This window comes from Chryseobacterium gregarium DSM 19109, assembly GCF_000430845.1.
In the GTDB taxonomy this organism is placed as follows: domain Bacteria; phylum Bacteroidota; class Bacteroidia; order Flavobacteriales; family Weeksellaceae; genus Chryseobacterium; species Chryseobacterium gregarium.
In genome coordinates this window covers 1-23446 of sequence record NZ_AUMU01000001.1, presented here as the reverse complement: position 1 = coordinate 23446, position 23446 = coordinate 1, and the positions used below count along the sequence as shown (strand labels likewise).

Annotated in this window: 32 protein-coding genes; 7 read left to right on the top strand and 25 right to left on the bottom strand. The window is 37.5% G+C overall.

Annotated elements, in window-relative coordinates; translation table 11 throughout:
- Positions 1 to 461: 461 nt before the first annotated feature.
- The 6 genes from H561_RS0100185 to H561_RS0100155 form a co-directional block, all read right to left on the bottom strand.
- Complete coding sequence (locus H561_RS0100185; RefSeq protein WP_027385158.1) at positions 462 to 734, bottom strand: hypothetical protein; 273 nt, start codon at positions 732 to 734, stop codon at positions 462 to 464.
- A 230-nt stretch (positions 735 to 964) separates the two neighbouring features.
- Positions 965 to 1516 carry a hypothetical protein gene (locus H561_RS0100180; RefSeq protein WP_155845703.1) on the bottom strand — a complete coding sequence of 184 codons (552 nt, stop codon included), beginning with the start codon at positions 1514 to 1516 and terminating at the stop codon, positions 965 to 967.
- A 7-nt stretch (positions 1517 to 1523) separates the two neighbouring features.
- Positions 1524 to 2717: an RHS repeat-associated core domain-containing protein gene (locus tag H561_RS23165; protein WP_027385156.1), complete on the bottom strand. Its 1194-nt coding sequence runs from the start codon at positions 2715 to 2717 to the stop codon at positions 1524 to 1526.
- Between the two features lie 9 nt (positions 2718 to 2726).
- On the bottom strand, positions 2727 to 3833 hold the full coding sequence (locus H561_RS21820; protein WP_051349259.1) for a hypothetical protein: 1107 nt from the start codon (positions 3831 to 3833) through the stop codon (positions 2727 to 2729).
- On the bottom strand, positions 3833 to 5299 hold the full coding sequence (locus H561_RS0100165) for a hypothetical protein (protein ID WP_027385155.1): 1467 nt from the start codon (positions 5297 to 5299) through the stop codon (positions 3833 to 3835). Before H561_RS0100165 ends, H561_RS21820 begins: the two co-directional genes overlap by 1 nt.
- A gap of 791 nt (positions 5300 to 6090) precedes the next feature.
- The gene (locus tag H561_RS0100155; protein WP_027385153.1) at positions 6091 to 6486 is read right to left on the bottom strand and encodes a hypothetical protein; all 396 of its coding nucleotides are present in this window, start codon (positions 6484 to 6486) and stop codon (positions 6091 to 6093) included.
- Positions 6487 to 6717: 231 nt separating this feature from the next.
- Here H561_RS0100155 and H561_RS23810 point away from each other — a divergent pair, with 231 nt between their 5' ends.
- On the top strand, positions 6718 to 6855 hold the full coding sequence (locus H561_RS23810) for a hypothetical protein (protein ID WP_155845702.1): 138 nt from the start codon (positions 6718 to 6720) through the stop codon (positions 6853 to 6855).
- A 94-nt stretch (positions 6856 to 6949) separates the two neighbouring features.
- Here the strand turns inward: H561_RS23810 and H561_RS23805 are convergent, their stop codons facing one another.
- The gene (locus tag H561_RS23805) at positions 6950 to 7114 is read right to left on the bottom strand and encodes a bacteriocin-like protein (RefSeq protein WP_155845701.1); all 165 of its coding nucleotides are present in this window, start codon (positions 7112 to 7114) and stop codon (positions 6950 to 6952) included.
- Between the two features lie 167 nt (positions 7115 to 7281).
- Positions 7282 to 7632, bottom strand: coding sequence for a winged helix-turn-helix transcriptional regulator (locus H561_RS0100140; protein WP_027385152.1), 351 nt, complete (start codon positions 7630 to 7632; stop codon positions 7282 to 7284).
- Between the two features lie 103 nt (positions 7633 to 7735).
- Between H561_RS0100140 and H561_RS0100135 the strand changes: the two genes are divergently transcribed.
- Positions 7736 to 8080 carry an EthD domain-containing protein gene (locus H561_RS0100135; protein ID WP_027385151.1) on the top strand — a complete coding sequence of 115 codons (345 nt, stop codon included), beginning with the start codon at positions 7736 to 7738 and terminating at the stop codon, positions 8078 to 8080.
- Positions 8081 to 8213: 133 nt separating this feature from the next.
- Here H561_RS0100135 and H561_RS0100130 read toward each other — a convergent pair whose 3' ends face one another.
- Complete coding sequence (locus H561_RS0100130; protein ID WP_228372197.1) at positions 8214 to 9029, bottom strand: SDR family oxidoreductase; 816 nt, start codon at positions 9027 to 9029, stop codon at positions 8214 to 8216.
- Positions 9030 to 9105: 76 nt separating this feature from the next.
- Here H561_RS0100130 and H561_RS0100125 point away from each other — a divergent pair, with 76 nt between their 5' ends.
- Positions 9106 to 9441: a winged helix-turn-helix transcriptional regulator gene (locus H561_RS0100125; RefSeq protein WP_027385149.1), complete on the top strand. Its 336-nt coding sequence runs from the start codon at positions 9106 to 9108 to the stop codon at positions 9439 to 9441.
- 586 nt (positions 9442 to 10027) lie between these two features.
- Here H561_RS0100125 and H561_RS0100115 read toward each other — a convergent pair.
- The 9 genes from H561_RS0100115 to H561_RS0100075 all read right to left on the bottom strand — a co-directional run bounded on the left by H561_RS0100115 (position 10028) and on the right by H561_RS0100075 (position 17106).
- Positions 10028 to 10294: a hypothetical protein gene (locus H561_RS0100115; RefSeq protein ID WP_027385148.1), complete on the bottom strand. Its 267-nt coding sequence runs from the start codon at positions 10292 to 10294 to the stop codon at positions 10028 to 10030.
- Between the two features lie 231 nt (positions 10295 to 10525).
- Positions 10526 to 11317 (bottom strand): GLPGLI family protein, encoded by a 792-nt coding sequence (locus H561_RS0100110; protein ID WP_027385147.1) that lies wholly within the window; start codon positions 11315 to 11317, stop codon positions 10526 to 10528.
- 245 nt (positions 11318 to 11562) lie between these two features.
- Positions 11563 to 12441: a hypothetical protein gene (locus tag H561_RS0100105; RefSeq protein ID WP_034761001.1), complete on the bottom strand. Its 879-nt coding sequence runs from the start codon at positions 12439 to 12441 to the stop codon at positions 11563 to 11565.
- Between the two features lie 191 nt (positions 12442 to 12632).
- Positions 12633 to 13457: a GLPGLI family protein gene (locus H561_RS0100100; RefSeq protein WP_027385145.1), complete on the bottom strand. Its 825-nt coding sequence runs from the start codon at positions 13455 to 13457 to the stop codon at positions 12633 to 12635.
- Positions 13458 to 13553: 96 nt separating this feature from the next.
- On the bottom strand, positions 13554 to 14654 hold the full coding sequence (gene gwsS, locus H561_RS23160) for a grasp-with-spasm system SPASM domain peptide maturase (protein WP_027385144.1): 1101 nt from the start codon (positions 14652 to 14654) through the stop codon (positions 13554 to 13556).
- 4 nt (positions 14655 to 14658) lie between these two features.
- Positions 14659 to 14817 carry a hypothetical protein gene (locus H561_RS23800; protein ID WP_155845700.1) on the bottom strand — a complete coding sequence of 53 codons (159 nt, stop codon included), beginning with the start codon at positions 14815 to 14817 and terminating at the stop codon, positions 14659 to 14661.
- Entirely contained in the window at positions 14814 to 15740 is a 927-nt protein-coding gene (locus H561_RS0100085) for an ATP-grasp domain-containing protein (RefSeq protein WP_027385143.1), read from the bottom strand. Before H561_RS0100085 ends, H561_RS23800 begins: the two co-directional genes overlap by 4 nt.
- Positions 15737 to 16810, bottom strand: coding sequence for a hypothetical protein (locus H561_RS0100080; protein WP_027385142.1), 1074 nt, complete (start codon positions 16808 to 16810; stop codon positions 15737 to 15739). The genes H561_RS0100085 and H561_RS0100080 overlap by 4 nt, the downstream gene beginning before the upstream one ends.
- Positions 16811 to 16863: 53 nt before the next feature.
- Positions 16864 to 17106 carry a hypothetical protein gene (locus H561_RS0100075; RefSeq protein WP_027385141.1) on the bottom strand — a complete coding sequence of 81 codons (243 nt, stop codon included), beginning with the start codon at positions 17104 to 17106 and terminating at the stop codon, positions 16864 to 16866.
- A 630-nt stretch (positions 17107 to 17736) separates the two neighbouring features.
- On the opposite strand from H561_RS0100075, the gene H561_RS24455 reads away from it, so the two are divergent.
- The gene (locus H561_RS24455; RefSeq protein ID WP_081411609.1) at positions 17737 to 18030 is read left to right on the top strand and encodes a DUF2726 domain-containing protein; all 294 of its coding nucleotides are present in this window, start codon (positions 17737 to 17739) and stop codon (positions 18028 to 18030) included.
- Positions 18031 to 18191: 161 nt separating this feature from the next.
- On the opposite strand, the gene H561_RS0100065 is transcribed toward H561_RS24455, so the two are convergent.
- Positions 18192 to 18359: a hypothetical protein gene (locus H561_RS0100065; RefSeq protein ID WP_155845699.1), complete on the bottom strand. Its 168-nt coding sequence runs from the start codon at positions 18357 to 18359 to the stop codon at positions 18192 to 18194.
- A gap of 73 nt (positions 18360 to 18432) precedes the next feature.
- Here H561_RS0100065 and H561_RS21810 point away from each other — a divergent pair, with 73 nt between their 5' ends.
- Positions 18433 to 18858: a DUF6266 family protein gene (locus H561_RS21810; protein WP_051349258.1), complete on the top strand. Its 426-nt coding sequence runs from the start codon at positions 18433 to 18435 to the stop codon at positions 18856 to 18858.
- Between the two features lie 95 nt (positions 18859 to 18953).
- Here H561_RS21810 and H561_RS24100 read toward each other — a convergent pair whose 3' ends face one another.
- Entirely contained in the window at positions 18954 to 19163 is a 210-nt protein-coding gene (locus H561_RS24100; protein WP_027385139.1) for a hypothetical protein, read from the bottom strand.
- 718 nt (positions 19164 to 19881) lie between these two features.
- Here H561_RS24100 and H561_RS24450 point away from each other — a divergent pair.
- Both H561_RS24450 and H561_RS23795 read left to right on the top strand, forming a co-directional pair.
- The gene (locus H561_RS24450) at positions 19882 to 19995 is read left to right on the top strand and encodes a transposase (RefSeq protein WP_162143016.1); all 114 of its coding nucleotides are present in this window, start codon (positions 19882 to 19884) and stop codon (positions 19993 to 19995) included.
- Positions 19996 to 20079: 84 nt separating this feature from the next.
- A complete protein-coding gene (locus H561_RS23795) occupies positions 20080 to 20217 on the top strand; it encodes a hypothetical protein (RefSeq protein WP_155845698.1) in 138 nt (45 codons plus the stop codon).
- Between the two features lie 198 nt (positions 20218 to 20415).
- Here the strand turns inward: H561_RS23795 and H561_RS21805 are convergent, their stop codons facing one another.
- From H561_RS21805 to H561_RS21800, 5 genes are all read right to left on the bottom strand, one after another.
- Positions 20416 to 20883 (bottom strand): hypothetical protein, encoded by a 468-nt coding sequence (locus H561_RS21805; RefSeq protein WP_051349257.1) that lies wholly within the window; start codon positions 20881 to 20883, stop codon positions 20416 to 20418.
- Positions 20884 to 20888: 5 nt separating this feature from the next.
- A complete protein-coding gene (locus H561_RS24445) occupies positions 20889 to 21725 on the bottom strand; it encodes an RHS repeat-associated core domain-containing protein (protein ID WP_394330835.1) in 837 nt (278 codons plus the stop codon).
- 385 nt (positions 21726 to 22110) lie between these two features.
- Complete coding sequence (locus tag H561_RS0100020; RefSeq protein ID WP_027385136.1) at positions 22111 to 22515, bottom strand: hypothetical protein; 405 nt, start codon at positions 22513 to 22515, stop codon at positions 22111 to 22113.
- Complete coding sequence (locus H561_RS0100015) at positions 22512 to 22868, bottom strand: hypothetical protein (RefSeq protein ID WP_027385135.1); 357 nt, start codon at positions 22866 to 22868, stop codon at positions 22512 to 22514. The genes H561_RS0100020 and H561_RS0100015 overlap by 4 nt, the downstream gene beginning before the upstream one ends.
- 271 nt (positions 22869 to 23139) lie before the next feature.
- Positions 23140 to 23446 (bottom strand): integrase core domain-containing protein (locus H561_RS21800; protein ID WP_034760997.1); only part of this gene is annotated, 307 nt, incomplete at its 5' end.

Here is a 23446-nt window from a genome sequence, read left to right as displayed (position 1 = left end):
AATCCAATTCTTTCCAATTTAACTTAATCAAACAACTAGAGAAAAGCAGACACTCCTCCCCTGTTGAGATTTTCCCGTTTAGTTTTAACCTTAGTTAAAAAGATGGCGTGAGCAAAGCATTTTCAAGTCCGTTAAGTGTTATTGAAGGTCCTCCTAGAACAGGGAAAACACAGACTATTCTTAGGTATCATTGCCAAGGATTGGACAGCTAAAAATTCTTATTAAAACCTAAACCGACATGAAGCGGCATCAATTTCTAGGTATATAAAATTTCGATGATGTTGGCAATCGAGTATCTGGTAATACTATCTGAATTTAATGGATTATTTCCCTGTAGGTAAATATTGGTATCGTAGTTCTTAGCGTGGAATTTATCCTAATCTTCAAAAACTGCGCTTTTTTCTGAGCTATATTTCCAAATATATAGTATTCTAAAGATGATTAGATTTTAAATACAGGATTTATTTTACGCCAAGGATTGTGCTGTGTTCCCAAGCCTGGTCGCAGACCAGATGGGTAAAATAGGATTTCTCCCCTGTTTTTGCTTCCGTGAAAATTTCAGATTCAAACCGGATCTTCAAGTCCCAGGCATCCCATTTTCTCATCTTCTTCTGGTAAGGGCTGAAACTGCATTTCACTTCAAAGTGCTGCTTTTTAGGATCCTCTGAAAATTCTACAATAATGCTTTTGGCATTGACCTGTACTTCTTCCCGTATGATTGCTTTGAGTTTCATAGACTATTTTTTACAAAGCTGTTGCGGTAATGCGACAAAAGGTGTCGTGTTTTATTCTTTTTAGTTTTCGTACTTATAAAGAAGACTTAAAAATTTGAAGACATATGAGTTTCATATTTTATATATTAAACACAGAAAACCAACAGCTTTGTAATATAAATAGCAGATTGAATTTACATCCATTTTCATCTAAGTTTTCAAACTTAAAAAATGAAAGAAAAGAATTAATTTTAAAAGCAATTACAATCTATTGTCTTAAAGTTTAGACTAATATGAATATCATTTTTTATATCATTGAAGATTTTATCAGCAGATTCTTTTTCTTCAGGTATATAAAAATTGATTAACTCTTTTTTTGTATCAAAGAATGTACTCCAAACATAATCTTCATCATAAAAGGATGTATTATTTTTAGATTTATCTTTATTTAAAAACACTCTATTGGATTTCCCGATTGATTTTTTTAAAAACTTCAGATCTTCATCAGTTTTCCCTACTAACAAGATTGTAATGTTACCATATGCTTTTTTTGCTTCTTTCGGTGATACAACCTTAAAGGTTTTAATATCGCCAGATGTCAACTCTAAATCAATGTTATAGTTTCCTTCTTTATCCTTCAAACTTATTAAGGTTAAATAATTTTTATCGAGATTAACCTCTTTGCTGATAAGGTTTTCAATAAAAACGTTTATAAAAGGATTTAGAGAAAAGCAATCTCCTTTTTTTGTTTGCGATATAGCATTATTAAAAAATAAAATAAATGCTATGATATAAATTTTCATATTATTTTTAATTTGCACCATTTGAATCATAATTAAAGTATTTTCCTTTTGAGAATAGTCTAAATTTCACACCATTAAAAGCACTATCAGTAGTATTATGATAGTCTACATGCCCCCTGGAACCATCCATATATGACGATCTCGGAAGTAGTTTACCATCCTTTAACAAATACCCACTTGGAAGAGTATTACCTGGATGATTATGGTCATTTGCTGTCAATGTACTTTGCATAAAATAATCACCACCTACATTAAAGTTTTTCATAAAAGTTTTTGGGTCTACCAATGTTGATGCAGTCAAATGTAATGTTGAAATCACAGAAAAAACACCTCCTTTATTACCATTATAGCTTGAATTAGAGAATTCAACACCTGTATTTTTATACATATATTCTGCAACTTCTTGTGCTTTTCCAGTGTTATTGTAAAAACTAAGAGTTGAAAGTTTTGATGAGGACTCTGTTGTTTTTTGAGCTGATGTCATAGGAGAATCCATTGTTATTTCTTGTAAATTCTTAGCTATATATCCTTGTTCACCAACCTCAACACCTCCATCATTATTAGCTTTTAAATTACCACTATTATCAAAGTTGTTTTCAGCATAAATAACATCTGTTTTAGATTCAGCCATCCAAGTCAGATTACCTATTTTGTCCAATTTATAAATATCTGTAGCTTCTCTACCATCAGGATCAATAAACCTCAGAGGATTATTTACTGCATAATTATATGGAGACCATGCTCTAAACTCTTCACTCAACGGATCAGGAGAAAACCATCTCCCTGCGGTATCCATGTAAGGCTGGGCATCCGGGTCACTCAAATCGATCTCCCTGAACCCAACAATTTCTTTGGTCTTTCTGTTGAACCTTACTGAACCGATGCTTACAATAGAATCCTTGTCATGGAACTCTAAATACTTTCCTTTGCTGAGGGTCGCTACCTTGGGGTAATATCCATATTTCTTAAAAGGGTTTCCGGCTTCAATGTTTTTTCTCCTCCTTTCTGCTTCCTCCGGAGTTAACGGGTCTCTTGATTTCAAAACCTCATCCATGTAGGGCCTGTTCCTTTCTTCTTTGGTAAGCTTTACAGGATTGAGGTAGGGCTTCTCGGCTTTGGCCTTTGCCTGGGGTTTACTTTTTTCCTGTGCCTGTGTAAATCCTGCCATAAGCACAAAGCCAGTCAATACAATTCTTTTCATGGTCATCTGTTATTGCGTAAAGTTATTTAATAATTTTTTATCCTCGTATTTTTCTCTTTCTGTTTTTAGTGATACCAACCAGTCCAGATACATCTCCTCCGGCATCTGCCGGTAACCAAGCTCATAGAGGTGGGTATATTCCTGAGTCATCAGCTCCATGAGTTCTTTGGCTTTCGGGTCCTGCTGGGCCTTTTTTATGTTTTCAGGACCGGTGGAACTTAAATTCTGTTGATCCATCAGCTTTTCAAACTGTGCTTTGTGGGTTTCAGCCTTTAGGATTAAGGCCCTGGCAAAGTTGGGGTAAATCTCTATGGCCCTGTTTACAGCCTTTAATACAAACGCCCCGTCGTTATCAGGAAAATTCCTGTTGTATGCCTGTGCCAGATCAAACAGGCATAAAGCAAGGCTTTCTTTATTGTTCAGGGCTTTCATAAACACCCCGTTTTTGATGGCATCCAGGTGAATGTAGCCGGAAGCCATCAGCCACGAATCCTGTGGAAATATGCCACTGGTAAGCTCGGTATTGTACCAGCCATCGGATTTGATCTGATGCTTGATATAAAAATGGTTCGGTGCTAATGCCAGATTTGCCTCCACTCCCAATTCCTCTGCTAAAATTTTGTAGAGATAAGGCATGGAATTACAGTTCCCCTTTTTGGTCATTAACAATTTTGACACAAAAAGGCTGGTGATGTCATGATGCCCGAAAACATCCTTAAAATCATAGCTAAAGGGCTTATACTGAACGACGGTATCTTTAACGGCAATGGGTAAAGACCGGCACATGATGGAATACACTGCGGCATACTTGCTCACTTTATCTTTATCGGACTGCTTATAGGTCAGCTCCCTGTTTGCCATGATGGCCTTTGCAAACCTCGTTAAAAACCTGACCTGGTTATTGAGCTGCACCGTGTCTAATTTCCCCTGATAATAGGCATTCTCTACACTGAATACCGCGTCTTTGAAGCTGTATTCCTGCTTATCATCCAGCATGTTGTCGATGGTCTGGTACGCATCATTGTAAAACTGGTTGTTTTGGGCTTTTAAGATTCCGGTACCCAGCCATATAAAGGTGAAGGATAACAGGAATGTATAGGGTAAATTTCTTTTCATTATAGTTTGCTTGGGTCTATAGGGGTATATCGGGCTTTCTCTGTTGAAGGTTCGGATTCTCTTTTCTTTTGTTCCCGGGCTTTTCTTAAAGCTTCCTGCTGTTTCTGCTTTTGTTTTCCGGCATTCACCTGTCTCATTCTTTCAGCCAATTCTTCACTTTTCTGCCTGTTGGACTCGCCTTTCACATTGCCCAGCCACTGCGCATAAGCGCCTTCGGGCATCATTACAAATCCCAGATTGTCAATATGGTTAAACTGGGCTTTGGTTTCCTGTAACAAAGCGACTGCCTGAGGGTAAAACCTTATTTTTTTTAGGTCTTCCGGGTCCTCTACATCCGTCACCCCTAACTGGCCTGCCACATACGCTAACCTTGCCTGTTGGTACATGGATTTAAGCTGGTTGGCATAGATATTATTGGGGGCGTATTCCAATGCCTTATCTAAAGTATGGCCTACAAACTCATCCATTCCGTATTTGTGGATGTACCCGTTGGCCAAATCAGCATAGAACTGCGCTAACAATTCCTTTTTGCTCAGGCTTTTCATATAAATGTCATTCTGCAAAGCCTCGGATTTAATGTATCCGGATTCCAGGATTAAAGAATTGGCCGTAAAAATGCCATTGGTAAGCTCTGCATTCTGCCACTCCCCTTCGCCATCCCTAAATTTGACATAGGTATGGTTTGGGGCATACGCTAAATAGGCTTCCGTATTCATTTCTTCTGCCAACATCAGATACAGCAAAGGCATCGAATGGCATTGTCCTGAGCCTGTCTTTAAAAGTTTGGAAACAAACATTTTGCTCCAATCCTTTATGCCCATGTAATCCTCAAAATCGTATTTGACGGCTTTGTGCTGTACGCCTCCCAGCTTCATGCCTTTGGAGAACAACTCAAATATCATCAGGTTTTTGTCTGTATTGCTTTCCGTATCCTGTTTTCTTTCCTTCATTTTCTGCATGAGCTGTTTTGCCGTTTTCCGGATACCGGATCTGAACTGGCTAAAATCCTGTTTGCCCCCGTAGTAAGCATTTTCCACGATGAAATTGGCTTCACTGACAGGGTAGTTTTCAGGATTGAGTGATGCCAGTTGAGTGTAAGCATCGTAATAAGCTTGTGTCCCTGCTTTTCCTGACAAAGAAGGAAGGTTATAAAATGAATGCTCCAAGGCCTGTTGCCTGTTGTATTCTTCTTTGTTGTTTGTGAGTTCCTGTTCCTGGGCCATCCTTTTAAAATCATCCTGAACCATTCTTCGGTTTTGCTGTTCTATCTGGGCGCTCCTTTGGTTAGGTAAACCGCCATGAGGGACAGAGGGAACGGCAGGCTTTGCAGAACTTCCATAGTCAGAATTTGAAAAGTTCCCCAGATTGCTTGTGTCAGGAGCTGGGGAAGCGGGAAAATCAGGAATCTGCCCAAATCCATAAATACCTACACACAGCAAAGGCAGAATCTGTAATTTTTTCATCATAAACGATTAATTGTTGTTTTCATGAGATCTGCAATTTTACGAAAATTCATTGAGCTGTGAAAATAAAAATACTCCATAAACAACTATCCCATTATAATTTACGCAAATATAGACACAGGCGACGACAAAACGTGTCACATTATAATTAATTTTTATAGAGTATTTTATTCCATTATAACAATTAATTATTGTAAATAAAGATTTCCCCACTCCACTTCTAAAATCACAAAACAACGATAGGAAAGACAGAACCGGGAAAGAGAATCGCTTTCATTCGTAAATAGTAAATGTGTTGTGATTGATAAGAACAACGGTCAATCCAAAGCAAAATCCAGATTGTAAAATCTGTTCTGCAAACTCAAAAAGCAGAACGTATTTTTATTATTTAAAGGAAATTGCAGAAACTATTGACTTGAAAACAGAGGAAGGAAATAACATTCTGGCCGATAGCTATAGCAGAATTTCTTTCATTTCCGAAACTTCCATTCTTTCCAGTTACCTTAATTAAAAACAACCGGAGAAAAATGGATACCCCCTCTCCTGTTGAGATTTTCCCGTTTGGTTTTAATATCAAAAGGATGGGCTTATATATCGTATTTTGAATCTCTTATATTGCTACTACCTTTCCTGCTGATTTCTTCAAATAGACTTAATTGAAACAAAGCCATACTCCTGAAAAAGGAACCTGTTGTCCCAATTTCCTAATATTTATCAAAAGCTTTCGATAAAATCAGCTCATCAATGATTCTGGATGATCGATGTTAATCCGTTTACCGTCTCAATGAATTCTTTTATTTCTTTCCTTCCATTTTCGGAGTGCTGAAAAACAGGAGCAGGTATACCACAAGAAAAATAATATATCCAATGAGGACCGCCACTAAAATGCCGGAGGGGAATCCGTTCCTGAAATTCCACTTCAGCAATGCCAGAGCCCCGACCAGAAATTGGGAAAGGTTTCCCATATATATGGCTTTGCCATAGATTCCGCCCATGGCCACGGTCCTGGACATCCAGTTGGTCATGGCGAATCCGAACCCGAATCCTCCTAATATCTGGATGAACAGCGGGACACAGGCATCTTGAGTGATGATAAAGGTATTTGCGATTTCATCCGGAATAAAGAGGCAGGGTAAAGCGATGAATGCTAAAAACAGGCTGCTTGCGGATTGTATTAATTTACTGTTCATTCTTTGACGGTATTTTTTTAGTTAGATGAATTGTATACTTAGTACCGTTAATCTGTTTTTATTACAGCATATTAATGAATACTTCAAACATTCAGTCAACTGCTTTCATACAATGGCAGGCAGGTATTCATCATTTTTTAAGGCTGCGAATAGGTTGCCCATGTAAAATGAATAAAATCCCTTCCCTGCGCACCAGATCAATAAGAGGGTTCCCCTGAAATCGGGTCATTGATGGGAACCTGGAGGAAATCAAAGCGGGAATTTTCCCGGGAATTTGGAAATGCCCATGCAAGACGGGTTGGAGGAGTTTCGTTGGGAAGCCCGGAACAGACCAGTTTTCGGATGCTGCTTCAGAAGATGAGGCAATAGAAGTGCTCAGGAAAATTAAAGAATGACTGACCGGTACTTAAATTAAAAGTTCTTCCTGAGGAAGAACTTTTTTTAAATGGATGTAATGAGAAGCTTATACGCCTACCGGTTCCGGTACGATAATATAGCATTCTGCATTCAGCGCCACACATACGTCAGCGTCAGGGCAATAATACTTCCCGGGAGGGCATTTCGAAACAGAGGCTGCTCCTTTAATGGTTTTCAATTCTTTCCTTGAAAGGCTTTTTAAATTTTTCATAATAATAGAATGGGTTTTAAGGATATCATTTTATAATTTCTGTCATCTGAAATACCATCTTCTTTAAGAGAATATTCAAGGATATAGACAGAAGGAATGAAATTTCACGTATTTTTTTGAATACGGATACTAATATACTTAAATTATGCCATCTTCTGATGATTTTATCATAATTTTTTACGAAGCGCTGCTTCTAATGCCGCTCTGTTGTTTTCGCCCCATCCCTCTATGCTCATGATCAGGGGTAAAAGGCTGTTTCCAAGAGCGGTCAACCGGTATTCAACTTTAGGAATTTTGGTTTCATAAGAACATTTGGTGATGAATCCGTCCTGCACCAGCTCATCCAGCTGCCTGGTCATCACCCGCCGGTCTGCGGCTGTTTTCCTCTGCAGGGCGCCGGGCCTGATGATGCCGTCTGAAATATAGTAGACCAGCATGAGTTTCCATTTTCCGCTCAAAAGTTCTTTAAACAGATGCAGCCCGCATTCGGTCCTGACAGGAATCTTTTTTTTGTACATACATGGGTTGATAAATAATAAAATGATACCGCACAAATTTGTGCGTAATTGACTCGAAGTACCTGATATCCTAATTTTGCATCAGATGATAAATAAAGAAACAATGATCAAATTTACGTTTTTAATACACAAGCTGCCCGGCCTGAGCCGTGAAGAATTTATCGATTATCACAAAAACCGGCATGCTCCTTTATTCTGTTCCATCCCTGAGACAGAACTTTACGTGAGGAAGTATGTCGTTAACCACCCTGTGGCAGCAGAAGGCTTTCCTGAGCCTGCCTATGATGCGGTGGTAGAAATCTCGTTTGACTCGTTTGAGGATTTCAACACCTTCTTCCATTCAGAAAATTATTTAACGAAGGTTCATCCCGATGAACCCAGGTTTTTTGATACGGCCACCTATATCGCCATGGCCACCCATGAAACCGTCGTTAAAGCGGGTGCCTGATTAAAAACCTTATCAAAGGCACATCTGGCCCCATTAGTCAGATGTGCCTTATGTAACGAATCATTAATCAATGCTTCAATAATTTGAAATGATACATACCGTCCTTTATCGTTAATACTATACAATAATCAAATTAAACAGTTGGTGATGACCCGCCGTCTACAGAAATGTTGGCTCCTGTGATATACTGGGATTCAGATGATGCCAGAAAAGCGACGATGTTGGCGACTTCCTCCGGTTCCCCCATTCTTCCTGCCGGCACGCCGACTGTATGAATAATATTTTGAAAGGCTTCCCCGAAGCTCACGCCTGACTGCTGTGCAATATTTTCAACGAACTCATTCATTAACGGGGTCTCCACAATGCCGGGAGAAACAACATTTACCCTTACCCCTTTTGATCCCACTTCATTCGCCAGTGCTTTGCTGTACGCATTCAGTGCTGCCTTGGCTGATGAATAGGACATGGTCATTTCCCATATCGGCTGCTTTGCAGCTCCTGTGGATATATTGATGATCGTGCCGTGTTTCTGTTCAAGCATAGCAGGAAGCAGCGCTTTATTGATCCTGACCGCTGACATGAAATTAAGTTCCCAGTCTTTGAACCAATCTTCATCTTCCAATGTACTAAAACCTCCTCCCGGGCTTAAATTGGCGCCGGCATTATTAACAATGATATCTATCTTGCCGTACTTCCCTAATATCTCTCTGGCAATTTGTTCCGCACTGTCTGCAAGGGTAAGGTCAGCGGCAATAAAATAAGCGCCGTTGGAATGGTCTTTTGGCTCCGTGCGGGCCGTTATGACAACCAATGCTCCGCTGGCACTGAGCTTATCGGAAATTGATTTCCCTATGCCTTTTGTACCCCCTGTCACCAGGGCTACTTTTCCTTTTAATGAATCATACATCATTGAATATTTTTTTAAATTAAGTTGTAAATCTACTTCCATTACTTTACTTTTGCAAGTAGTTACACCAATGTATACTAATGACCCCGATGTAACTTTTATTGTATACCAGCTGTTTATGGAAAAAGAAAAAATTAAAAACCCCGGAAATAAATGTGAGCTTCAGAAGATCTTGGACATCATCGGAGGAAAATGGTCCATGTCGATCATTTATGCGCTGATTTCTGAAAAGAAACGTTTCAAAGAACTGGAAAGAATGATCCCGGGAATCAGCACGAGGATGCTCGTAAAAGAATTAAAGAATATGGAAGAAAACGATATTGTCAATCGGAATGCTTTTGCCACGGTACCGCCGACCGTTGAATACTCTTTGACACCGAAGGGCAGGAAATTAGAGCCCATCATCAATGAGCTGTATAAATGGGGCCTGGAATATGAAATAACTGAACATTGACAGGGCGCATTACAATATTTTTAAATACCGCTACTCTATCTGAACATAATGATAACCGGCTGCCCTATTCCGGATGGATCAGTTTCGCAGTGATCCTGCCATGCAAAATCCATTCCCGGAGTGGAAAGAGGGTTCAACAAGTCCTTATCCACTCAATACAGAAACAATAAATCCGTGGAATGAAATAATTTGTAATCAGACGAAGCGGAGTTGATTAAAGCAGAGGTGAAACTAACAGGAGAAAAGCGGTCTCAGGACTGAAGATTACCTAAACGGGGCAAAATGATTGCCGGGAGAAGGAAGTCATACCGCTGATGCCATGAATGATTTCAGGCCAGGATGTATTTACATAAAAAATCCCCGGGATGTCCCGAGGATAAAAACTAATAACCATGAAAACTCAATTAAACATGAGAATTGGATGCAAATATAAAACAAATAGTCTACAAATCCAATAGACCATTAAAATTATTCTCCATGCATGGCAATTGATTTATGCATGGCATATTAATTGCATACGATATTATACCAATCACATTCATATTATGAAAATAAAATCCTTGGCTTTTCGTTGAGGATTTTTATTTTACATTAAGATTGAACTGTGTTTCCGGGCCTGGTCGCAGATCAAATGGGTAAAATAAGATTTCTCCCCGGTTTTTGCTTCGGTAAATATCTCCGATTCAAACCGGATCTTCAGTTCCCACGTATCCCACTTTCTCATTCCTTCCTGATAGGGAATGAAACTGCACTTGACTTCAAAGTGCTGCTTTTTAGGATCCCCTGAAAATTCCACAACAATGCTTTTGGCATTGACCTGTACTTCTTCCCTTATCGTTGCTTTCAGTTTCATTGACTGTTTTTTACAAAGCTATTGCGGTAATGCGACAAAAGATGTCGTGTAGTAATTATATTCTTACGGAAGATTTGATCAGCACCGTTAAACCTTAGCTATCCCGTCAACTGAAATTTTATATTCCTGAAACGGCTTTACAGATTCTCGTAAGGAAGATCCACTCCGCAAGTATATTTTTTTAAAACCAATCACCATGAATACCTGCTGTCAGGCAGGCATTCAATATCTTTAATCTAAATGATTATTTTTACTTTTATGAAGTTTTGTAACTCTTTCAATCTGGTCTTTTGGAACCTGTCTGCCTGTTTGCATGACATAGGGTCCTATAGGGTCGTTTTGGAAATCACTTCTTTTTTTTGAAAATCTTTGATAATCCGTACTGATTGTATTTCGGATAGGAGCAATAAGCTCGTTGCTATTTTTTAGCCTTACCAGGGTGAAATGGAAGAAATTCTTATCATCATACGCTTCTATCACCAGTCCCGGTAACCCTTTAAAAGCATAAGGGCCTTCTGAAACAGGAACTTCTTCGGTATACCATGCCGTTATATTCTTATTGCGGTATTTTCCAACCGCTTTTCTGCATTGATAGGTACTTATGGTTTTGGTTTCGTCTATTAAAGTCCAGTTTATGTTCTGATCGGATTCGTATTCGTAATAGGTTCCCAATATTTTATCAAATATCTTTACTGAGTTTCCCACCTTATAAACTTCAGGATTAAAATAGGCTTTTGGGATATTAGAGAAATCAAGAACAATCTTTCCTCCTATGGGGTTCAGCATACTTTTTTTTGTCGATTCCCTGGTTAAGGAATCATATTTTGCTTTCTGATCGCTTTTGAAAATTGAAGTGTTTTTCCCTATCCATAAACCCGTTAATTCCTCTTTTCTTGTATTAACATCAGTGGTATCAATTAAAAATGCAGTAAGGTAATTACACTTTATATTGGAGTTTTCCATTTCCTGGGAAAAAACAAACCCGGATAAAATTAAACAGATTAGTAAAATAGATTTTCTCATGATTTAAATTTAGGAGTATTTGAAAAGCCCGGTATTAAAACGAGACTTTTTTGCTGTCAGATTACTAGTGAAAAAAGAAATCAATCGCATTCGCTCCGTTTTGGTTTATACAGATCCAAGCGTCTTCCCATGTTGCAGTGCCCGGGCCTGGGCCCCAACATTGTGTGTCGTTGATAATTGCCTGCGTACATGGAAGATTCATTTGTTGTTTCCTTATTATTTTTCAGAAATTATGAGTATCATATTTACTTTTTTAAGTAATCCGTATTGATTTTTTTGCTATGATTTAATGCAGGCATCCCTATTCCTTTACGGTTTTTATTGATTATTGTGCTGTCGGAGATACGGGAATTACTTACCGTACAATAGATACAGTCTTTTCCTTCCATATAGGCTCTCTTATCAATCATCTCCGCATAATCATCAGGTGTACATTCCCCCGTTTTTACATATTCCAGGATTTTTTCTTTAAAATAAGGGTAATCTTTGTTGTCCAGCCCTGCCATATGATTTAAGATATTTCCCATAGGCATAAAAGTATTGTTATTTCCCCAAAGCCCTATTTTTTGTGTAGACGGAAACCCATAGTTGTTGAAAGTCCATATAAATAATTGAGCATTCTTTCTGTCATTCAGGCTTTGCCGTTTCTCAATATATTTAGGCATCCTGAATTCCTGATTTCTGAAAAAGGCAATAGAAAAAGAATCTACCAGTATTTTGTTAAGTCCTTTTTTCCAATCAGCTATTTTATCCTCTATTTCCAGACTGTCTATTCCATACTTTTTATACAAGCCAACGAGGTCTTTATCCTGACGGTTATATTTCCAGTTAGGGGCAACCAGGGGAATGAGTTTGTACAGGCTTTCTTTACCTCCGAAGTCAAGATGATATTGATCTGAGAGCATAATATAAGTCCGGTACTCATCAATAAGATGTGAGTGGTAAGGGGGATGCTTTTTAAACAGCTTCTGGTACCTTTTAAGAGTAGTAAATGTATCTTTTTTAATACGGTAAACGTAGTCGATTTCGTTCACTTTATTCAGGTAGGCAATATGGTCAGATTTTCTGATCTGGCAGGAAAAGAAAATAAGTGATACAGCAAGGATAAAAAGATTTTTATTCATTTTTAAAAATAAATTAACCGATAAAATTCTAAATAAGGAGATAATCTTTGAGATGCCTCATATTACCAGTGAATATTGATTTATTTTAGGGAGAAATATCTTCAGACCTTTTAATTTTTTCATAAATGAATTTTAATGGTTGATAGTTATTATATTTATTCCCTGTTCTATAAAGGATTTTCGGGTCTCTCTTATTTTATGATATCCCATCTTAACAGGTTGTTACTTTTCTTTAAGGCATTTTTATTATTTTGCTCTACCATCCTGTTGAATTCAGAACTTGAGATTTCTTTTCCGTTGCCGTCATAAAAAACCTGTTTTACATCCCCATATTCGTTATTCCTTTGCGGAGTTGGTTTATCAAAATAATTTTTCAAGACTTTCTTCAGATCGTTTTCACCGATTTTAACGGTATTCAGCCTGAAGTAATAGGGAATTTCGCTGATATTAAAATGAGCCAATGATTTTATCCCTGCCAGCGTGAAAGATGTACTTTTGCTTTCATCTTCTGCTTTTATAATCAGGCCCGGCAAGCCTTGAAACAGGTACGGGCCGTCCTGTACCGGGATATTGGTGGTAAACCAGACGGTCCATTTTCTTTTATATAAAGTGGTGGTCGCTTTCTGAGCAGAATACCCTAAAATTCTTTCTTTTTCCGGTAAAACTTTCCATTCTAATTTTTTACTGAGGCTTACTTGGTAGTAAGTAAGGCAGCTGGTATAGAAGTTCATTTCAAAATCCGGATATTTTTTTATGATGACATCTAAAAATTTTATTCCCTGGTAGGGATATTGGCCTGCAGGCCGTTCTTTAATCTTGACCAGTGAATCCTGTTCCAAAATTTCCGATGCATAAAATGCAGAGCCCTCCCTGCCGATATCAAGATTTAACAATTCCTTGCTTTGATTCTCAAGGTGGGCAGAATCCTGTGCAAAACGATATTCGTATACAAAACGTTTATTCTGAGCTTTAATCAAAAAGATGCTGAATATAAAAAAAAAGACGGTTTTAAGCATTGGCGAGTTCATTATTGACAAGGGTTTTCAATGATAATTATTTTAGTGGTTTGCGGTCATGAATAACGGAATTATTTCCTGATAATGTAAAAAGCTTTAAAGAGCATCACCGTGGCGAAGATCACCGGATTTCATTGTGCTGACCGCTGCAGTGTGTTTCAGCACATGAGTGCTCCCCTCCTGCCATTGCGCAGTATACGGATCATATCCGCATTTAAGGGGTTTGGACAGATCAATGCCGTCTGAATCGATATTGCTTCTTTCCGTATAGGCCCTGCAATCGGTACAGATATACCTGAATTCACAGTCTTTACAGGTTTTTATCCGGTCTTTGGTAACGCTCCAGTATTCTTTGAAACCGGCGTTTCGGAAAGCAGCCTGCAACGTGGTGTTTTTAATATTGCCGAAGGCTTTGGGCATAGACGGGCAGTTCCGGATATTCCCATCCTTGTCGATGGCCATTTTCTTATGCAGACAGGAATTATGGTGAAGGGCTTCGGTATAGAACAAGCGTGAACGGTTCATGGTATTGACATTCACGCACCCGCAACCCTCCGGAATCCTGACGGCTTTTGTCATTTTTGAAACTTCGATATTCCCATAGGTTTTCCTTTCTTCATGTTCGCTTGAATGAAACAGGAACTGCAAGTATCTATTGGAGGTAATGACTTCTCCGGCAACAATGCAGTCTTCGAGATCCGTATGGTGGGCAAGTACAATCGAGACCTCATTAACGGAGGTATCATTGAACAGGCTGAGTCTGGAAAACAGGTCCATAATGTCTTTGCTGTGAGAACCGTTCAGGATTCTTAACTGGACGAATTTAATTCCCATCTGATCAATCTGTTCGGCAATACCGGATGTCAGGCCGGATGGGTGGAGATCAAAAATAAAATAATCGACCTCAGAGGTGCTCAATGCCGTTTCATCGGATGTACGGAAATGGGCCAGCTCATCCTTATGCTCCACAAAAATTCCTAACCGGTGGTGCTGTATAAATTCGAGGTACTGGTCTAAAGCTTCTTTTGACTCATCATCCGATTCCTGCCTTAGTAACGCATAATCCCGGTTTCGATCCGATAATAAAGCTGAAAAGCTTTTCGGAATGAAACTGATAAAGCCCGTGGCGGTATCAAAAATAAGGGCTCTTTTGGCACCTTCGGTAATGCGGACAGAATCAAATAACTGCAAATACATAGGATCAGAATAAGGTTGAATATGTTTTCGGTGCTCTTGTAATCAGGACCCTGCTGCTCTTAACCTTTTCATTGCTGACAAATTTTACCGGGGATACGGCATTGCACTTCACCCAGGCCTGCAGGCAGTATTCTGTACCTGCCAGATTCAGTTTTTCTTTCATAACAGTTCTGCTATATATTGATCGATTTTATAATTCCCCCGGTAGTTGACCTCCTGAAATTGTCCCAGCGGATTGATTTCGAGAAAATACAGGTCGCTGCCGGACTTCAGTAAATCGATGGTGCCGCATTTTAGCCCTAAGACCTGGGCAAGAGCCAATATATTTTCGCATAGGTCCCTTGGTATTTCATACGGAATATACTTTTTAGAAGTTTCATTCCGGAGATCGACCTGGCCACTGAAAGAGAACACGGCAATCGCCCATATCTTTTTTTCAAAGAAAAAGACCCTGATCTCATATTCGGCATCAATTTTATCCTGAAGCAAAGAGGGAATAAGTGCATGATTTTTACTGATGATTTCATCAATAGAGATTTCCCTGGTATAATTCAGGTAAAGGCCGTTTTCATGAAAGACAGGCATCATTTCAGAGATGGACTTGGTAATAAAGCTTCCTGCCTTTTGTTTCAGCTGATCCAGGTTTTCAGGGTTGGAAAAGATATAGGTCCCGGGGATTTTAAACCCCAAAGCCTGCGCGGTATGCAAAACCTCTAATTTATTTACCCTGGGTGTGGCCAGGTTCCCAAAAAGCCTGGCGCAATATTTATCCAAATAGTAATATATAAAATCGGTAACCGAATTGAGTTCTGAATGATAAAACTGCCTGATCCTCGGATCAGCTTCAGTGGGAAAATCCCTGAATGTTATACTGCCGTCCCGGTAGAAAACAGAAGCAATATCATCCAGGCTGTAACACTGTTCATGATTGATGATAAAATGAAATGTATGGCTGTTGAAATCAAAGTAAAAATCGGTCATACACCGGCTTTCATTGATTCTTACAAAATCTTTTCCCCGGAAGGTAAGCCATGAGCAGATCTCATTTGTCATAGGATCATTTTCCGCACTGATAATAAGGATCATGGTAATTTGATTAAATATTTCTTCACATATTCAACTTGGTTAATATTTTCCAATGCTTCTTTTTTCAATCCTATATTCCCAAATATGTATTCATTATTATTTAATATAAATTTAAGCTTTACCAGTTCGGAATCAAGATCAGACAGACCAATTTGCTTTCTTGATTTATTGAGCTTAGTTACTGTATCTATAGCAACATCACTTCTTTTTTCAGGAAAAAACCATTCGTGTACATAACAACATTCACTTTTAGCAGTTTTGTTCTGCACCTGATCGTAGAACAGCTCTTTTGATCCGTTAGGGGTAAGAAATTCTAAAATATTAAAATGCATAGATGAAAAACTGGCAGAGCCATTATTCAGATCATAAAGAAATGCAGCACTTTGAGGACTTATCTTTCCAACGTTTAAAGCTTTATTGAGCTCTTCCGAAAAATTCACTTTCTGGCTGCTTAGGTTATTCGTTGCTAATTGATGCCAGATAATAAAGTAAAACTTATGTAAAGAAAGATCTGCTTTATCCTCAATACCAATATTATATTCATTGGGAAATCCTTTTTTCTGAATCAGTCTCAATAAGTTTACTGATGCAATGCTGTCACCCTGCGTTATTTCCTTTTGATATTTTTTATAATCACCATGCGATAAGTTTCTAAATTTCTGATCTATATCATGCAATGAATCGAGTGTTTTTTTGTAAGACTGGTCAATCGTGATATTACATTGTTTTTTGGGGAGCTTTTTACTCTTAAAATGATTGGAAAAATATTCTTTCTCAAAAGGGTATCCCATGCACTTCAGCGTAAAATACTGATTATAGGCATTATTCTCATCACCGGCTTTTAAAGCTGCCTGAAGGGAATTATAAATGTCTTTCCCCTGCGGTTGCTCAATAATTGCAAAGGCCTGCTTATACAGGTTATTGGCATCTGTAAAATTATTGTTAACAATATCAATTTCTGCTCTGTTGATGATTTCATAATAAGAAATCAATTCTTTATTTTGAAGTTCAATGGTTTGCGCTGAAAAGTATGCGCAAGAAAAATAGATTAAAAGAAGTAATTTTTTCATATAGGTATATTAATTAAGAGAAGCATAAATACTTCTCTTAATTGTCTTATTTTTTAGTATTGAGTATAAGTTTCTCCGGTATGAACCATTGTTCCAGCATTAAAACCATCCCATGCATCAGCTGTATAATCAACACAAGTGGTTACTCCTTGTGAAGGCCAGTTAGGGATTGTGTATTGACCGGCTCCTGTAGTCTTTCCACCACCAGGTAATTTACCCGATTCATCGCCACCTTTAACATTTTGTAACTGCTCATTGCTTAATTGGAAAGTATCCAATTTTTCTAAATTTTTCATGTAAAATAGATATTAATTTCCCCTACTCTTTAAAGGATTTTCGGGATTCTCCTGTAAATGTTAGTTTATAAACAACGGTTCAAATATATACATTATTTCAAATAAAATAGATTTAAAATCAAAAAAAACAACATTTTTAAATCACTGTAATTAGAATTAATTCATAGCTAAAACACTCATTAACAGCAATTAATTTAAAATCAGTTAAATAAATACTATAAATCCCTATTTAATGATTTAAATTATTTATATCATTAAAAGGTGAAAATTAACCGTTTTACTGAATTATCTTCTGAATTCCCTATTTTCAATTCCTGGATACTGCCCGGAACCTCGAGATTTATTCCGCCGGAGTTTCAGCTGTCCTGTTTTTCCGTCATTTAAATACCCAAAAAGACAGGATTATCGTTCACTGGCCAGATCCGCTGTATTGATTACCCTAACTTCACCATCGTCAACAGTGAGCTCCGCTCTGTTTTTGATTACCTGTACAAAGGGTATGAACAGAAACGGAGAGCACTCCCCCTGTCTAAGCAAAAGAAAAAATCGCTTTTCGACATCGGGAATTTAATGGATGTACTGATCAAAGAGGTTTTATCCCCGGACGAATTTTAAAAATACGATGTCGTCCTGCATTTCCCTTTAAGAAATCTCCTGTGGGATTTTGACAAACTTTCTGAGGAAGAAGAACGTTACGCCAGGCACCATGCCACCTATCTTGATTTTCTGATATATAATAAACTGGGCAAAAATCCTGTGTTAGCGATAGAAGTGGATGGTTATGAGTATCATAAAAGGGAAAGCCGGCAAAGCGGAAGGGAGGCAATGAAAAATGGGATTTTGAAGAAGTACGGAATTCCTTTGCTGAGGTTTTCGACGACGGGAAGTGGGGAGAGGGAGAAGTTAACCCGGGCATTAAGATAGCGCCATATAATGATCAACGATCCGCTACAATACAAATATCTATACAGCAATAATTCCTGCCGCTTCTTATCCGGAAACAGGTAATTCTTCGTTTGCGGAATATTCAAATAAACATATAAAAAAATAACAATATATCAATAACCTGCCGGAAATACCTGGTTTTACAGGATTTCTTCGATACTTCTTCGGGTCTTCTTCGACAATCCTTCGGAAAAAGCCCCTGTTTTCCGAAGCCGACCCGAAAAAGACCCGAAGCGGACCCGAAGAAATGCCGGATGATACCGGTCATTGGCTGCCAAAACCTGCCAAAACCGGACACAAGCTGCCAAAAATCTTCGGAGCCATTGCCAATTCAAAAACCCGTTATACCTTCGTTCCGTTAACCCCAAAAAAAGCAACACCATGGCAAGAATCGCAAAAAGGATCCCGGAAGAATTTTCAGGAAAAGCAGGAACGGCAGCGGATGCCATCTGGAGCGCACAGGACATCATCCTGACCACGCCTAAGCGCCGCTGCCGCAGGGCTCCGGGAAAACAACGGCTCCGGCAGGTGAATTTCAGGCGGGTAACGGGATTTCTCCAGCCGCTCAAAACCATCCGGGCGAAGTATTTCGGTTCGGCTGGCAGTTCGAAATCCCGGGTGAACCTGGCCGTATCGCATACGGTCAGCAAAGCGGTGCAGGTAACGGGCGATGTCCCGGCGCTGGGGTACAGCAAAGTGCTGATGACCAGGGGCGGCCTGGCGGGTTTCCGGAATATGACGGCCACTCCGCAATCAGGAAATGTTATCCGGTATAAGTGCTGTTTCAAACGGTCCTGGGTCTTGTAGTCTATCCAGAGTCGTTTCTTACCAGATAAGGTCATCAAATGTGATATGATCAGGAAGTTTAGGAAAACAGCCTCCCGCTAAGCGGGAGGCTGTTTTTATTTTGGATGAAAAAGTTTTACCGTTTCAGGAGAAGTCTTTTGCTTTTCAGCCTGTACAACTCTTTTTTGTACAACCCATTCGTTGCCTTTACCATCGTTATCAAATTCAACCCTGGAGTTTACGGTTCCGTTTTTATTATAAAATATCCACCAACTGATTCTATACTTAGTTTGGTTTATATAACTGATACTTCCTTCATGCTCCATCTTCCCATCAGGATGGAATCCTGATATCCAAATAGTAATAAGGCGCTGTACCCAATGTAGAAATTGTCTTTACTTTTCCATTTTTATACTATTCAGTTATTTCAGTGACATTCCCGGTTTATTATAAATGCATTCATATTCAGGAATATTTGTTTATTCGTTAATTGATTTTGAACTGGCCATGCTATTATTTTTAAAGTTTTTTTCAATAATAAATCCCTTTATCTGCTCCTTTTCTATGCTGTCTTTTTTCTGCAAGAAAAAGTAATAACAGTGGTATAAATAGTAAGCCTGATTTCTAAATTCCACTGTATGGATTATTTAATTTTATGATCAAAGCTACCTGCTTTTCTACGGATATCACGATTTCCCGAATAACCCCTCGCTGCCGCGAGCGTCACGCCCGTAGTCGCTATTTAATAAATATTTTGCTTATCGCTTTTTAGAGTATGAGTGCACGATTGTGACACTCGCCTTTACTTTACATCGATAAATAAAAAACTTCTTACATTAATTCAAAGGAAAACTTGGATGCTTGCTAAGCTAATGACTTTTCTGGCACATTAGCGCTCTGCTTTCTACTTGAATCTTGTTGAATGGCTTTAGATAGAATAGAACATTCGTGAAATTATGCATCACAATGATAAATTACAGCAACAAAAGAAGCGATTACTATCAGTTCCTGGAATTGGAGAAGTGACTTCACTTTATCTTTTGCTTGCCACCAAAGGTTTTTTTAAGCTTCACAAACTGGAGGGAATTCGCCTGTTATTGTGGAATTGTACCTTTTGAATATTCCTCAGGGACATCGATTAGAGAAAAAGAAGAGTGAGTCATTTTGCTGATAAAAAAATAAAGTCGATCCTTCATCTCTCGGCTCTTTCAGCTATAAAGCATGATGCTGGGATAAGAACTTATGATGAAAGAAAAAAAACAGGAAGGAAAACATTCCCTCCTGGTAATCAATAATGTAAAGTGCAAGATTATAAGCCGTGCTTTTGCTGTTATCGCAAGAAAAGAAGCATTTGTAAATACCCATAAATTTGCATCATAATTTTAACAATCTTTTCTTGTTTTTTATCATAGAATGCACCAGCGGGGGGCAACTGATTCAGCAATTAGATGAAGAAGATAAAATAACCGTCTTCAAAATCGTAGAAACAATGATCACAAAGAAAAAATTTAAAGACTTCTTTAATAAAAATGTAGCTGCTTTATAAACACAAAAACCACCGCTATTGCGGTGGTTTTGTTATCTTTGGGTTTTCCCAGTTTCATCAGAAGCATAACTTTCTAGTATATTTATACTTAATCGGGCAACTCCTTTTTTATAATGAGAATAATGTTCTTTTTTTTCTGTAAATAAACTATCATTTTTTTGTTTGTTATCCAAATAATTGTTTATCGTAAAGTCTGCTTTATTTGCATTATAAATTTTATCTTCAGTATTTCCGTAATATAACAAATGGTTAGATTCATTATTAAACCATAAAAAATCTACATATTCATTTTTATTTCTTGCTTCAATATAACCATCATCAGGTTCTGTTATCCCATAATATTTACCGGGTATTAGATAACAAGTTCCGCCATATCTTTTCCACATTGTAATATATTCCCCATTGGTAGCTTTGAAAAAGGAACGGCTTTGATCATACCATATAAAAAGAACACCTATAATAATGACCAAAAAAAGGAAAAATTTTAATATTTTTTTCATAAAAACTAATATTTAGGACCAAGAAATGGATTTTTTGATCTTTGTATTTCGCGTTGAGTACTACGATTGTTATATTTTTTATAACCTACATTGTGTCCTACTTTTTGTGCTTGCTGAGTAGTTTGTCCTTCAGTAGCTAAAGTCCCCTTTTGGTATGATTCAAGTGCATCCATAGGAATTCTTGAAATACCCCATGGATAACCGCTATTTCCAGCAATATATCCTGCTTCAAAATTCCCGATATCTCTTCCTGAAGCAATTGTACTTACATTATCTGTTTTATTTCCTGTATCCACTGAAAACAATAATCCACGATACATATATTTTTGGGCATTTTCTTCAGACATATTTTTGGTATAATTTAATTCTCCGTTAGGACCCAGTTTTTTAAAATCATATTTTTCACCACCTGTAGCATTTTCCATGTAGTCCAAAATTCCAGGCTCGTTTGTCATTAAATTGGTAAGAAAATCATTACCGCTCATGTTTCCTGGGTTAATAATAGCACCTTGAACAGGTTTGTCATTATCATTTATAAATGAACGAGGGGTCAAAGAATTTGCAATATGATGAGATGTGTCAATATCATAATTGTCATTTTCATCAACTAAATATATTCCGTTGTTTTCATCATCTTTGGCATTAACAACTGTATAAGTCCCATCTTTATTATCTCTCACTCCTGTACTTGTAATTCCTCTTCCATCAGGATCAATAAAACGAATAGGGTTATTTACAGCATAATTATATGAGCTATTACGTCTATAACCTTCCGCCAGCGGATCAACTACGCCCCATCTCCCTATATCCGGCATATAGAACCTTGCGCCGTAATCGTACATTCCGCTTTCCGTTTGGAGTTCCTTCCCATTGTATTTATACTGGTACGAAGGGTTTCCTGCCAGAGGATTGTAGCCTTCATGCTTTAACCCAAAAGGTTAAAATTGTTTTGCCTCTTTATTTTATTTTTTTATGGAATCGGCGAATCTCCTTCGTCGATTTCCTCAAGAACTTCTGTGCTGCTGCCATTTTTGAAATAGCTTAACCGTACTGAACTTTGTTCGTAGCCTACGTAAAAGCTTCTCTTTTACTTGTCTATCCAAATGGTCCATATAGTTTTTAAAATACTCACCCTTTTCAAATTTTGTTATAACCTGCCGCTTTTTTGCAGTGGGTTTGTTTTTATCTACGGACACAAACAAAACGCTCGCGCCAAAGGGGATAAATTTAATCATTTCCTAGGCTAACATAATATTTGAGTATTTTAAAACCTTTGTCTTCTTGTATTAGAGTAAAACTTTCTTTTGTATGGACATTCATATAATCTACCTCGTAACCGAAATGTAATGTATCTGTAGATTTTGTAGATTTAACTATTTTATATTTTGCTAAAGACTTTTTATTTATTTTGCCATACTCTTTGTTCTTCGTGCTTAGCATATGAATGAATTCTTTATACGGAGTATTTTGATAAAATCGAAAACTCATAAGTGTATCAAGATCCTTAAAATTTTCAGATTCCTTATTTTTATAAAATGTATTTACAATTATTTCCCCTTGGCTTAATTCGTGTCTTTTACAACCAAAAAATAAAAAAAAGGAAGTTATACTTATTACAATACAATATTTCATTTCAAAATTTTTATCTGTTTATTATACATATCATAAATTACTTTTCTTTTATCTTTTTTGTAAACTGTAAAAAATGTAACATTTTTGTTTTTTACTATAGAATCGCCTAAATTAATTAATGAAATAATTTTTAAATCTTCTAAATAAATTTTGTTATCATCAGATGATCGAATAATATTAAAATGTGTAGTTTTATCATAGAAATTTGAAATTACAATTCCATTACAGTGCTGATTAAAATATTTATATTTAGGATAATTAGGATCTAATAATTGTCTTACTATTAAAAAGCAAAATATACTACAAAAACAAAATAAAATAATTTTTATAGTGTTATCCTTTAAAAATCCCATACACTAGTTTTAGAACGTTTATAAAATATTCCTGTTCCTATGCCTTTTGTACCAGCACTGATCTCAGTCACTCCCCTTGTCCCTGCTCCTACGTTTAATGGATTCATCATTTCTAAAGGTGTCGACTTAGGATCAAAAGTTCCTCCATAGGTAACTCCAACAGGAGATACAAAAGATTTTGCTTTGACCTCCCCCCGATATATGGAACAGTCTAAATTAGAGAAATTTGATTTTTCTGACTGTTTGACCTCCCCCCGATATATGGAACAGTCTAAATTAGAGAAATTTGATTTTTCTGACTGTTAATGATGAATTCATTTGGTGTTAAATTTCCTAACGAACTATGAGGTCTGTAGCTGTTGTAATCTTCTCTCCAGACATCCAACTTCTGCTGTGCATCTTCTAAGGAGAGAAACCAATTTACATTAAGACACTCATCGCGTAATGATCCGTTAAAACTCTCAATAAATGCATTATCAGTAGGTTTTCCCGGTCTTGAGAACTCCAGTTCTATTTTCTTTTCATAAGCCCATCTGTCTAATGCTTTACTGATAAACTCAGGTCCATTATCAATTTTA

Excerpts from the sequence above, each read along its gene's own strand:
- H561_RS0100140 (WP_027385152.1), bottom strand. The coding sequence starts at position 7,632 with ATGTACAAAAAAAAGATTCCTGTCAGGACCGAATGCGGGCTGCATCTG.
- H561_RS0100130 (WP_228372197.1), bottom strand. The coding sequence starts at position 9,029 with ATGGAAGTAGATTTACAACTTAATTTAAAAAAATATTCAATGATGTAT.
- H561_RS0100125 (WP_027385149.1), top strand. The coding sequence starts at position 9,106 with ATGGAAAAAGAAAAAATTAAAAACCCCGGAAATAAATGTGAGCTTCAG.
- gwsS (WP_027385144.1), bottom strand. The coding sequence starts at position 14,654 with ATGTATTTGCAGTTATTTGATTCTGTCCGCATTACCGAAGGTGCCAAA.
- H561_RS0100080 (WP_027385142.1), bottom strand. The coding sequence starts at position 16,810 with ATGAAAAAATTACTTCTTTTAATCTATTTTTCTTGCGCATACTTTTCA.
- H561_RS24445 (WP_394330835.1), bottom strand. The coding sequence starts at position 21,725 with ATGTACGATTACGGCGCAAGGTTCTATATGCCGGATATAGGGAGATGG.
- H561_RS0100075 (WP_027385141.1), bottom strand. The coding sequence starts at position 17,106 with ATGAAAAATTTAGAAAAATTGGATACTTTCCAATTAAGCAATGAGCAG.
- H561_RS0100155 (WP_027385153.1), bottom strand. The coding sequence starts at position 6,486 with ATGAACAGTAAATTAATACAATCCGCAAGCAGCCTGTTTTTAGCATTC.
- H561_RS0100105 (WP_034761001.1), bottom strand. The coding sequence starts at position 12,441 with ATGAATAAAAATCTTTTTATCCTTGCTGTATCACTTATTTTCTTTTCC.
- H561_RS23805 (WP_155845701.1), bottom strand. The coding sequence starts at position 7,114 with ATGAAAAATTTAAAAAGCCTTTCAAGGAAAGAATTGAAAACCATTAAA.
- H561_RS0100100 (WP_027385145.1), bottom strand. The coding sequence starts at position 13,457 with ATGCTTAAAACCGTCTTTTTTTTTATATTCAGCATCTTTTTGATTAAA.
- H561_RS0100015 (WP_027385135.1), bottom strand. The coding sequence starts at position 22,868 with ATGGGATTTTTAAAGGATAACACTATAAAAATTATTTTATTTTGTTTT.
- H561_RS21810 (WP_051349258.1), top strand. The coding sequence starts at position 18,433 with ATGGCAAGAATCGCAAAAAGGATCCCGGAAGAATTTTCAGGAAAAGCA.
- H561_RS0100110 (WP_027385147.1), bottom strand. The coding sequence starts at position 11,317 with ATGAGAAAATCTATTTTACTAATCTGTTTAATTTTATCCGGGTTTGTT.
- H561_RS0100180 (WP_155845703.1), bottom strand. The coding sequence starts at position 1,516 with ATGAAAATTTATATCATAGCATTTATTTTATTTTTTAATAATGCTATA.
- H561_RS0100115 (WP_027385148.1), bottom strand. The coding sequence starts at position 10,294 with ATGAAACTGAAAGCAACGATAAGGGAAGAAGTACAGGTCAATGCCAAA.
- H561_RS23800 (WP_155845700.1), bottom strand. The coding sequence starts at position 14,817 with ATGAAAGAAAAACTGAATCTGGCAGGTACAGAATACTGCCTGCAGGCC.
- H561_RS0100185 (WP_027385158.1), bottom strand. The coding sequence starts at position 734 with ATGAAACTCAAAGCAATCATACGGGAAGAAGTACAGGTCAATGCCAAA.
- H561_RS0100135 (WP_027385151.1), top strand. The coding sequence starts at position 7,736 with ATGATCAAATTTACGTTTTTAATACACAAGCTGCCCGGCCTGAGCCGT.
- H561_RS24100 (WP_027385139.1), bottom strand. The coding sequence starts at position 19,163 with ATGGAGCATGAAGGAAGTATCAGTTATATAAACCAAACTAAGTATAGA.
- H561_RS21820 (WP_051349259.1), bottom strand. The coding sequence starts at position 3,833 with ATGAAAAGAAATTTACCCTATACATTCCTGTTATCCTTCACCTTTATA.
- H561_RS23165 (WP_027385156.1), bottom strand. The coding sequence starts at position 2,717 with ATGAAAAGAATTGTATTGACTGGCTTTGTGCTTATGGCAGGATTTACA.
- H561_RS21805 (WP_051349257.1), bottom strand. The coding sequence starts at position 20,883 with ATGAAAAAAATATTAAAATTTTTCCTTTTTTTGGTCATTATTATAGGT.
- H561_RS0100165 (WP_027385155.1), bottom strand. The coding sequence starts at position 5,299 with ATGATGAAAAAATTACAGATTCTGCCTTTGCTGTGTGTAGGTATTTAT.
- H561_RS23795 (WP_155845698.1), top strand. The coding sequence starts at position 20,080 with ATGATGAAAGAAAAAAAACAGGAAGGAAAACATTCCCTCCTGGTAATC.
- H561_RS0100085 (WP_027385143.1), bottom strand. The coding sequence starts at position 15,740 with ATGATCCTTATTATCAGTGCGGAAAATGATCCTATGACAAATGAGATC.
- H561_RS0100020 (WP_027385136.1), bottom strand. The coding sequence starts at position 22,515 with ATGAAATATTGTATTGTAATAAGTATAACTTCCTTTTTTTTATTTTTT.
- H561_RS23810 (WP_155845702.1), top strand. The coding sequence starts at position 6,718 with ATGGGAACCTGGAGGAAATCAAAGCGGGAATTTTCCCGGGAATTTGGA.